Source organism: Vannielia sp. (assembly GCF_029212645.1).
GTDB lineage: Bacteria > Pseudomonadota > Alphaproteobacteria > Rhodobacterales > Rhodobacteraceae > Vannielia.
This window is the reverse complement of the sequence record NZ_JARGND010000027.1, coordinates 34,663-42,973: the sequence shown is the minus strand read 5'-3', so window position 1 is coordinate 42,973 and position 8,311 is coordinate 34,663. Positions and strand designations below refer to the sequence as shown.

9 protein-coding genes are annotated in these 8,311 nt (G+C 59.8%); 7 read left to right on the top strand and 2 right to left on the bottom strand.

Annotated elements, in window-relative coordinates:
- Positions 1 to 278: hypothetical protein (locus P1U55_RS10235; RefSeq protein WP_301047478.1), on the top strand; the 278-nt coding region annotated here is incomplete at its 5' end.
- On the opposite strand, the gene P1U55_RS10230 is transcribed toward P1U55_RS10235, so the two are convergent.
- Both P1U55_RS10230 and P1U55_RS10225 read right to left on the bottom strand, forming a co-directional pair.
- Positions 248 to 853: a peptidylprolyl isomerase gene (locus P1U55_RS10230; protein ID WP_301047477.1), complete on the bottom strand. Its 606-nt coding sequence runs from the start codon at positions 851 to 853 to the stop codon at positions 248 to 250. The genes P1U55_RS10235 and P1U55_RS10230 overlap by 31 nt on opposite strands.
- Entirely contained in the window at positions 846 to 1,346 is a 501-nt protein-coding gene (locus P1U55_RS10225) for a peptidylprolyl isomerase (protein WP_301047476.1), read from the bottom strand. The genes P1U55_RS10230 and P1U55_RS10225 overlap by 8 nt, the downstream gene beginning before the upstream one ends.
- A 120-nt stretch (positions 1,347 to 1,466) precedes the next feature.
- Between P1U55_RS10225 and P1U55_RS10220 the strand changes: the two genes are divergently transcribed.
- The 6 genes from P1U55_RS10220 to P1U55_RS10195 all read left to right on the top strand — a co-directional run bounded on the left by P1U55_RS10220 (position 1,467) and on the right by P1U55_RS10195 (position 8,085).
- Positions 1,467 to 2,645, top strand: a complete 1,179-nt coding sequence (locus P1U55_RS10220; protein WP_301047475.1) for a phosphoglycerate kinase — start codon at positions 1,467 to 1,469, stop codon at positions 2,643 to 2,645.
- A gap of 137 nt (positions 2,646 to 2,782) precedes the next feature.
- Positions 2,783 to 3,676 (top strand): fructose bisphosphate aldolase, encoded by an 894-nt coding sequence (locus tag P1U55_RS10215; RefSeq protein WP_301047474.1) that lies wholly within the window; start codon positions 2,783 to 2,785, stop codon positions 3,674 to 3,676.
- Positions 3,677 to 3,829: 153 nt separating this feature from the next.
- On the top strand, positions 3,830 to 4,132 hold the full coding sequence (locus tag P1U55_RS10210) for a septum formation initiator family protein (protein ID WP_301047473.1): 303 nt from the start codon (positions 3,830 to 3,832) through the stop codon (positions 4,130 to 4,132).
- 166 nt (positions 4,133 to 4,298) lie between these two features.
- Positions 4,299 to 5,321, top strand: coding sequence for a pyruvate dehydrogenase (acetyl-transferring) E1 component subunit alpha (pdhA, locus tag P1U55_RS10205; protein ID WP_301047472.1), 1,023 nt, complete (start codon positions 4,299 to 4,301; stop codon positions 5,319 to 5,321).
- A gap of 16 nt (positions 5,322 to 5,337) precedes the next feature.
- Entirely contained in the window at positions 5,338 to 6,720 is a 1,383-nt protein-coding gene (locus P1U55_RS10200; RefSeq protein ID WP_301047471.1) for a pyruvate dehydrogenase complex E1 component subunit beta, read from the top strand.
- 12 nt (positions 6,721 to 6,732) lie between these two features.
- The gene (locus tag P1U55_RS10195) at positions 6,733 to 8,085 is read left to right on the top strand and encodes a pyruvate dehydrogenase complex dihydrolipoamide acetyltransferase (RefSeq protein ID WP_301047470.1); all 1,353 of its coding nucleotides are present in this window, start codon (positions 6,733 to 6,735) and stop codon (positions 8,083 to 8,085) included.
- Positions 8,086 to 8,311: the final 226 nt, after the last annotated feature.

Here is an 8,311-nt window from a genome sequence, read left to right as displayed (position 1 = left end):
AGCCAGCCTTTTCGTCGCATCATAGCCGCGACAAGATTTCCGCCCAATTTTCCACGCTTCTGCGTGAAAAATCAGTGCGCGGCCATTCATTTTTCCAGAAGCCCGGATCAGCCCCCGCCACACAGGCCAAAGCCACCCAACAAGCCATTGTTCGCAAAAGAAAACCCATGGCATCCTCCAAGGCCGAAGGCCCTCAGGATGCCATGGGTCAAACGCTCGGCATCGCCCGCTCACGCAGGCTTCACCCTTACTCTTCTATGGTGACGCTGCCCATGTAGTCAGGGTTGGCCACAGAGCCCGATTGCCCCACGCCCCGCTTGATTGCATCTACCACGTCCATGCCCTCAACCACTTGACCAACAACGGTATATTGCCCGTTCAAGTGGCTCGCCGGGGCGAACATGATGAAGAATTGCGAGTTGGCGCTATCGCGGTCCATCGAGCGCGCCATGCCCACGGTGCCCCGTTGAAACGGCTCATCGGTGAACTCGGCCTTCAGGTTGGGCCGTGAAGACCCCCCCGTGCCCGCAGGCCCGTTGGAGCCTTTCTTGCCAAACTGCACATCGCCGGTTTGCGCCATGAAGCCTTCGATCACGCGGTGGAAAGCCACGCCATCATAGGCCCCTTCCTTAGCGAGTTCGACCATTTGCGCCACGTGGTTCGGGGCCAGGTCAGACCGCAGATCAACCACGATTTTCCCTTTGCCTTCAACCGAGATCACCATGTTTGGCCCGGCGGTATCCTCTGCCGCCGAAGCCTTGGTGAGGGTGCCGTTGGAGAACAGGAAAAACGCCGCCAGAAACGCCAGCCCAACGGCAAAAATCCCGCCCGCAAAGACCTTGCTATCAGACATCCGCAGCCACCTTGACGCTCTTCATCACACCGGGGGTCGCAGGCGGCTCGCCGCGCGGGATCGCATCCACATGCTCCATCCCGTCAATCACGCGGCCATAGACCGTGTAGTTGCCATTTAGGAAGTGAACATCATCAAAACAAATGAAAAACTGGCTGTTCGCGCTATCCGGGCTTTGTGACCGGGCCGCGCCCAGAACGCCGCGATCAAACGGCAGGCTGTTAAACTCGGCGGGCACGTTGGGCAGGTCAGAGCCGCCGGTGCCAGCGCGGCGGGTGTCACCATCGCTCTTGCCGTGCTCCACGTCGCCAGTCTGCGCCATGAAGCCTTCGATCACGCGGTGGAACACCACGTTGTCATAGGCACCAGCGCGGGCCAGCTCCTTCATCCGCTCGGCGTGCTTGGGGGCCACATCGGCCAAAAGCTCAACCGTGACGGTTCCGCCGTCCAGTTCGATCAGGATCGTGTTTTCGGGGTCTTTGATATCGGCCATGCGAGCCTCCTCTTGAACAGGTCGCGCGCACCCTATGCGGCGGGGCACCAAAGGAAAAGGCCCGCGTTGACCCTCGCCCCCATTCAGGCGAAAACAGGCGGGACAATGCAGGAGGATGCAATGGGCTGGAAAACTCTCGACGACATGGACCTAAGCGGCAAGCGAGTGCTGGTGCGCGTCGATATCAACGTGCCCGTGCAAAACGGCAAGGTGACAGATACCACCCGGATCGACCGGATCGTTGAAACCGTGACCGATATCCTCAAGGCCGGCGGCAAGCCGATCCTGATGGCCCACTTCGGCCGCCCCAAGGGCAAGGTCGTGCCCGAGATGTCGCTTGAGGTCACCCTGCCTGCCCTCAAGGCGGCGCTCGGCGTGCCAGTGCGCTTTGCCGATGTCGGCTGGGATGCCGCCGTGGCGACCATGGGCGAAGGTGAAGTGCTGCTGCTGGAAAACATGCGCTTTCACCCCGGCGAGGAGGCCAATGACCCGGAATTTGCCAAGGAACTCGCCAGTTTAGGCGACATCTACGTGAATGACGCTTTCTCCGCCGCCCACCGCGCACATGCCTCGACAGAGGGTATCGCCCACCTGTTGCCCTCCTGTGTGGGCCGCAACATGCAGGAAGAGCTGGAGGCCCTCGAAGGTGCTTTGGGAGACCCGATCCGCCCGGTTTGTGCGGTGGTTGGCGGGGCCAAGGTGTCCACCAAGATCACCCTGCTTTCGAACCTGCTCGACAAGGTCGATCACCTGGTGATCGGCGGCGGCATGGCCAATACCTTCCTGCTGGCACAGGGCCATGAGATCGCCCAATCCCTCGCCGAGGCGGACCTGACAGACACCGCGCTGGAGATCATGGCAAAGGCCAAGGACTGCGGCTGCCAGATCCACCTGCCGATTGACGTCGTCGTCGCCGAGGAGTTCAAGGCCCGCGCGCCCCATGGCATCTACGCCGCCAATGAATGCCCGTCTGAGGGTATGATCCTTGATGCCGGGCCAAAGACCGTGGCGAACATTTGCGAGGTGTTCAAACAAAGCGAAACCCTCATCTGGAACGGCCCGCTTGGCGCCTTCGAGATCGAGCCTTTTGGCGCAGCCACCTTTGCCGCCGCCCGCCAGGCTGGCGCGCTGACCGACAAGGGAGAGCTGATCTCGGTCGCCGGTGGGGGGGATACGGTTTCGGCCCTCAATATGGCGCAGGCGATCCACCAGTTCACCTATATCTCCACCGCTGGCGGGGCCTTCCTTGAGTGGATGGAAGGCAAGGTGCTTCCGGGCATCGCCGCGCTCGAAAGTTAACAACTGGCGGCGCAACCGCGCAAGTTTCGCGCTAATGACCGCTGAGCAGGCACTCGTTAGCGCAACCACCTTTGCCTTCCCGGGCTGGCTCCATTACCCAATATGGAACCACTGAAAAACCGAGGGGGTGCAACATTATGGCCAATGCAGAGCAACACCAGAAGATCGCTGCCGGGCAAGGCTTTATCGCAGCGCTCGATCAATCGGGTGGCTCCACGCCCAAGGCTCTCAAGCTCTATGGCGTTAACGAGGATCAATACAGCTCCGAAGCGGAGATGTATGACCTGATCCATGCCATGCGCTCGCGCATCGCCCAATCTCCCGCTTTCACCGGCGACAAGGTGATCGGCGCGATCCTCTTTGAGATGACGATGGACCGCGATATTGGCGGCAAACCTGCGGCACAGTATCTTTGGGAAGAGCGCGGCATTGTCCCCTTCCTGAAAATCGACAAGGGCCTTGAGCCCGAGGCCGATGGCGTTCAACTGCTCAAGCCCATCCCCGGCCTTGGCGAAACCCTCGACCGCGCCCGCGCCCTGGGCATCTTTGGCACCAAGGAACGCTCGGTGATCAACGCCGCCAACGCCGTGGGCATTGCCGCCAACGTAGCGCAGCAGTTTGAGCTTGCCGCCGAGGTGATCGCCCATGATCTGATGCCGATCATCGAGCCGGAGGTAAACATCAACGCCCATGACAAGGACGAAGCCGAGGAACTGCTGCTGACCGAAATTCGCCATCACCTCAACACCCTCCCCAGCGGCAAACAGGTGATGCTGAAGCTCACGCTGCCCACCAAGCCCAACCTCTATAAACCGCTCGTCGATCATCCCGGTGTGCTGAAGGTTGTGGCCCTTTCCGGCGGCTACAGCCGCGCTGAGGCCTGTGAGCAACTCGCCCTCAATACCGGCGTTGTCGCCAGCTTTTCCCGCGCCCTCACCGAAGGGCTTTCGGCCCAGCAGACGGACGAAGAGTTTGATGCCCTGCTCGCCAAGGCGATCGACGGGATCCACAAGGCCTCGATCAGCGGCTGAGCGCCGCGTTGCACGCGCTGTTAACTTCTTGTCACGTCGGATCGATTAAATTCCTTTCCGTCGGGACGAAAAAGGATTCCCTTCTGCCGCGTTTCGTGATTCTATCGCTACAGGCCCAAGAAGAGGCCGCCCAGGCGAGGCAGATTGAGCAAAATGGCGATACCCCGCAAACGACCGGCCTTTGGAGTGGTGATTTATTTCGCCGTTACCCTGTCGCTCGGGCTCTATTTCACCTTTGCTGCCGTGCAGGGGGATTACGGGCTGTTCCGCCGGGTTGAGATCAACGCTGAAGCCGATGAACTTCGCGCTGAAAAGGCGCGGCTCATTGCCGAGGTGCATGAGTTGCGCAATAAAACCCACCGCATTTCTGATGACTACCTTGATCTCGACCTGCTCGATCAACAAGCCCGTGATGTGCTTGGCCTTGTGCGCGCCGATGAGGTCGTAATCCGCTGACCCTCCCTCTCGCGCGTTACCGCGCGAAACCTTGATCTTCTGAAAAAGTCGCAGGAACCCGCCGTTCCCGGTTGGCCTAAAATTTACGGGTGCATCCCCCGATGTGCTCTGATACCATATGGTTGAACGTTAAACTACTTTTCTGAATCGGGGAGGAACGGCCATCATGGCGGCCCGCAAGACCACCAGGAAATCATCCGCAAAATCCAACGTCTCCAAGGACGAGTTGCTGACCTATTACAAGGACATGCTGCTCATTCGTCGCTTCGAGGAGAAGGCTGGCCAGCTTTATGGCATGGGCCTGATCGGTGGCTTTTGTCACCTCTACATCGGCCAGGAAGCTGTTGTCGTTGGGCTCGAAGCCGCCGCCAAAGAGGGTGACAAACGCATTACCTCCTACCGGGATCACGGCCACATGCTCGCCTGCGGAATGGACCCGAAAGGCGTGATGGCCGAGCTTACCGGCCGCGAGGACGGCTATTCAAAGGGCAAGGGCGGCTCGATGCACATGTTCTCCAAGGAGAAGCATTTTTACGGTGGCCACGGCATTGTGGGCGCACAGGTGCCCCTTGGCGCGGGCCTCGCCTTTTCAGACAGGTACAGGGGCAATGACAATGTCACCTTCACCTACTTCGGTGATGGCGCCGCCAATCAGGGGCAGGTTTACGAGACCTTCAACATGGCCGCGCTTTGGAAGTTGCCGGTGGTTTTTGTCATCGAAAACAACCAATACGCCATGGGCACCGCGCAGGCGCGCTCCACCTCCACCGAAGACATCCACACCCGTGGCGTGCCCTTTGGCATCCCCGGCGAGATCGTTGACGGGATGGATGTGCTGGCCGTGAAAGCCGCCGGCGAAAAGGCCGTGGCGCACTGCCGCGCGGGCGAAGGCCCCTATATCCTTGAAGTGAAAACCTATCGCTATCGCGGCCACTCCATGTCGGACCCGGCCAAGTATCGCACCCGTGAAGAGGTGCAGAAAATGCGCGAGGAACGTGATCCCATTGAACGGGTTCGCACCATGCTGCTGGATGGCAAACACGCCACCGAAGACGACCTGAAGGCCGTCGACAAGGAGATCAAAGAGGTGGTCAACGCCAGCGCCGAATTCGCCAAGGAGAGCCCCGAGCCCGCGCTCGATGAACTCTGGACAGACATTTACGCCGAAACGGCGCCGCAAGAAGCCTGAGGGGGAGACAAGAACGATGGCAACAGAACTGCTCATGCCCGCCCTGTCCCCCACCATGGAGGAAGGCACGCTGGCCAAATGGCTGGTCAAAGAGGGTGATACCGTAAGCTCCGGTGATATTCTCGCCGAAATCGAAACCGACAAGGCCACGATGGAATTTGAGGCCGTGGATGAAGGCACCATCGGCAAGATCCTCGTGGATGAGGGCACCGAAGGGGTGAAGGTGAACACCCCCATCGCGGTGATCCTTGAAGAAGGCGAAGACGCCTCCGCCGCCGACAATGTTTCTTCGGAGAGCAGCCAAGCCGCTGAGGAACCAGAAGAAAAGCCTTCTGCCCCGGCCGCCGCCAAGCCCGAGGCCGAAGCGCCAACCGAGCTTATGGTTGATAGCTCGCCAGATTGGCCCGAAGGCACAGAGATGGTCAAATCGACCGTCCGCGAAGCCCTGCGTGATGCCATGGCCGAAGAGATGCGCAACGACGAAAACGTTTTTCTGATGGGCGAGGAAGTGGCCGAGTACCAAGGTGCTTACAAGGTGTCTCAAGGCCTGCTCGACGAGTTTGGCGACAAGCGCGTGATCGACACACCGATCACCGAGCACGGTTTTACCGGCATCGGCGTTGGCGCGGCCTTTGGCGGCTTGCGCCCGATTGTGGAGTTCATGACCTTCAACTTCGCCATGCAGGCGATTGACCAGATCATCAACTCCGCCGCCAAAACGCTCTATATGTCTGGCGGCCAGATGGGCGCTCCCATCGTGTTTCGCGGTGCCAACGGCGCGGCAGCACGGGTTGGCGCGCAGCACAGCCACGACTACGCCGCCTGGTATTCACAGGTTCCCGGCCTCAAGGTCGCCATGCCCTACTCGGCTGCCGATGCGAAGGGCCTGTTGAAAAGCGCCATCCGTGATCCAAATCCGGTGGTCTTTCTCGAAAACGAAATCCTTTATGGCCGCTCGTTTGAAGTACCCAAGCTTGATGATTTCACCGTGCCCTTTGGCAAGGCGAAAATCTGGCGCGAGGGCGAAGATGTGACCCTGGTCAGTTTTGGCATCGGCATGCAGTATGCCCTTGAAGCGGCGGAGAAACTTGCCGAGGACGGCATCAGCGCCGAAGTGGTTGATCTGCGCACCCTGCGCCCGATGGACACCGCAAGTGTGATCAAATCGGTGATGAAAACCAACCGCTGCGTGACTGTGGAAGAGGGCTTCCCGGTGTGCTCGATCGGCAGTTACATCTCTTCGGTCCTGATGCAGGAGGCCTTCGATTCCCTCGATGCTCCCGTCATCACCTGCACCGGTAAGGACGTGCCGATGCCCTATGCGGCCAACCTTGAAAAGCACGCTTTGATCACCACCGACGAGGTGATCGAGGCGGTCAAAAAAGTCACCTACCGGTAAGGAGCGTGAGCGATGCCCACTGAAGTATTGATGCCCGCCCTCTCGCCGACCATGGAGCAGGGAACCCTTGCAAAATGGCTGGTAAAAGAGGGGGATTCCGTCTCCTCCGGCGATCTGCTGGCCGAGATCGAGACCGACAAGGCGACGATGGAGTTTGAGGCCGTTGACGAAGGCGTGATCGGCAAGATCCTGGTAGAGGAGGGCTCCGAAGGGGTTGCCGTGAACACACCTATCGCGGTGCTGCTCGAAGAGGGTGAAAGTGCCGATGATATCAAGGCAGGCGGGGATTCTGCCCCTGCCCCCAAGGCTGAGGCTGAGGCTGAGGCTGAGGCTGAGGCTGAGGCTGAGGCTGAGGCTAAAGAGAGCGCACCAGCTGAAAAAGCCAAAAAGCCCGCAGAAGCCGCCCCTGCCGCGCCCGAAAAGGATGGAGAGCGCATTTTCGCCTCGCCACTGGCCCGCCGCATCGCCAAGGATAAAGGCATAGACCTAACCGCGCTAAAAGGCTCTGGCCCCAAGGGGCGGATCGTGAAGGCCGACGTGGAAAATGCCCAACCGAGCGCTGAACCGGCCAAGGAGAAGGAAGCAGCCAAATCCGCCGCCCCTGCCCCTGCCGCCGCGGCCTCAGCCCCCGCAGGCCTCTCCACGGATGCCGTGCTGAAAATGTACGAAGGCCGTGAGTTTGAAGAGGTCAAGCTTGACGGGATGCGTAAAACCATCGCCACCCGCCTGACCGAAGCCAAGCAAACGATCCCGCATTTCTACCTGCGCCGTGACATCAAGCTCGACGCGTTGCTGAAGTTTCGCTCGCAGTTGAACAAGCAGCTTGAGGGACGGGGGGTGAAGCTTTCTGTCAACGATTTCATCATCAAAGCCTCCGCGCTGGCGCTCCAGGCGGTGCCTGAGGCCAATGCTGTTTGGGCCGGTGACCGGGTGCTCAAGCTCAAACCGTCTGACGTGGCTGTAGCCGTGGCAATTGATGGTGGCCTGTTCACGCCGGTGTTGAAAGACGCCGATATGAAGTCCCTCTCTGTCCTCTCGGCCGAGATGAAAGATCTCGCCGCCCGCGCCCGTGATCGCAAGCTTGCGCCGCATGAATATCAAGGCGGCAGCTTTGCCGTTTCCAATCTCGGGATGTTTGGCGTTGACAACTTTGATGCCGTCATCAACCCGCCGCACGGTGCTATCCTGGCCGTTGGTGCCGGGGTGAAAAAGCCGATTGTCGGGGCAGATGGTGAACTGGCCGTGGCAACAGTGATGTCCGTTACGCTATCGGTCGACCACCGGGTTATTGACGGCGCACTTGGGGCCCAACTCATGCAGGCGCTGGTCGATAATCTCGAAAATCCGATGACGATGCTAGCCTAAACCTGCACTTGACCTGACGCAAAGCCGCAAGTGTGCGAAAAGTCCACGGTGCCCTAAAACACGCTATGGGGCACCGTGATGGGCTGGAAAACAGCTCCAATCGCAAATGCAAACCTGGGAGGTTTAGCGGGCGGTAGAGACCTGCACAGCGCCGGATTGTGCCGCGTTGCACAACTCTGCGACGGTGGAAAGGTATCTCCCCGCCACGGAGAAAAAGCGGATCGCC

Bases quoted from the DNA above. Each gene is read 5' to 3' on its own strand.
- P1U55_RS10215 (WP_301047474.1), top strand. From the start codon at position 2,783: ATGGCCAATGCAGAGCAACACCAGAAGATCGCTGCCGGGCAAGGCTTT.
- P1U55_RS10225 (WP_301047476.1), bottom strand. From the start codon at position 1,346: ATGGCCGATATCAAAGACCCCGAAAACACGATCCTGATCGAACTGGAC.
- pdhA (WP_301047472.1), top strand. From the start codon at position 4,299: ATGGCGGCCCGCAAGACCACCAGGAAATCATCCGCAAAATCCAACGTC.
- P1U55_RS10210 (WP_301047473.1), top strand. From the start codon at position 3,830: ATGGCGATACCCCGCAAACGACCGGCCTTTGGAGTGGTGATTTATTTC.
- P1U55_RS10220 (WP_301047475.1), top strand. From the start codon at position 1,467: ATGGGCTGGAAAACTCTCGACGACATGGACCTAAGCGGCAAGCGAGTG.
- P1U55_RS10195 (WP_301047470.1), top strand. From the start codon at position 6,733: ATGCCCACTGAAGTATTGATGCCCGCCCTCTCGCCGACCATGGAGCAG.
- P1U55_RS10200 (WP_301047471.1), top strand. From the start codon at position 5,338: ATGGCAACAGAACTGCTCATGCCCGCCCTGTCCCCCACCATGGAGGAA.
- P1U55_RS10230 (WP_301047477.1), bottom strand. From the start codon at position 853: ATGTCTGATAGCAAGGTCTTTGCGGGCGGGATTTTTGCCGTTGGGCTG.